We start from the raw sequence: 388 nt of genomic DNA, 5'->3' as shown, positions 1-388 counted from the left end.
CCGTGAATGAGAATCACATCAGGGCCTTCCCCTGCATGCTGCACATGGAGCCGGAGGCCATTGACCGCTCGATGGGGCATCAGCTCGGACTCCGATCAGTCGTGGAGGTGTCTGGCAAGGAACGAAGCTAGCTCTCCCATCGAAAGGTCGCGATTCGAACGACGGCCGAGCTCGGCAATCAGTTCGCCGAACGGGAGAGGTCGACCGTAATGCGCCTGGAGCGTTTCGCCGAGGACCACGGCGTCGATCGACGCGAGGCCCAGGTCGGCGAAAAAGCGCGTTTCAGGGCCAATGAGGTCGGAGTACTCTCGCCCTTGGAAATCCGAAAGCACGCGGGCCAGGTCGTCCAGTATCTCGGATTCCTTCATCAAGGATTCCCCCCTCTGTA

At 60.6% G+C, this 388-nt stretch carries 1 protein-coding gene; it reads right to left on the bottom strand.

Annotated features, from left to right (window positions below):
- Positions 1 to 95: 95 nt before the first annotated feature.
- Positions 96 to 388: phosphopantetheine-binding protein (locus tag AB1L30_RS00845; protein ID WP_367011448.1), on the bottom strand; the 293-nt coding region annotated here is incomplete at its 5' end.

Origin of the sequence: Bremerella sp. JC817 (genome assembly GCF_040718835.1) — a bacterium.
GTDB lineage: Bacteria > Planctomycetota > Planctomycetia > Pirellulales > Pirellulaceae > Bremerella.
The sequence above is the reverse complement of the archived record's forward strand: the minus strand, read 5'-3'. Positions and strand labels throughout refer to the sequence as shown.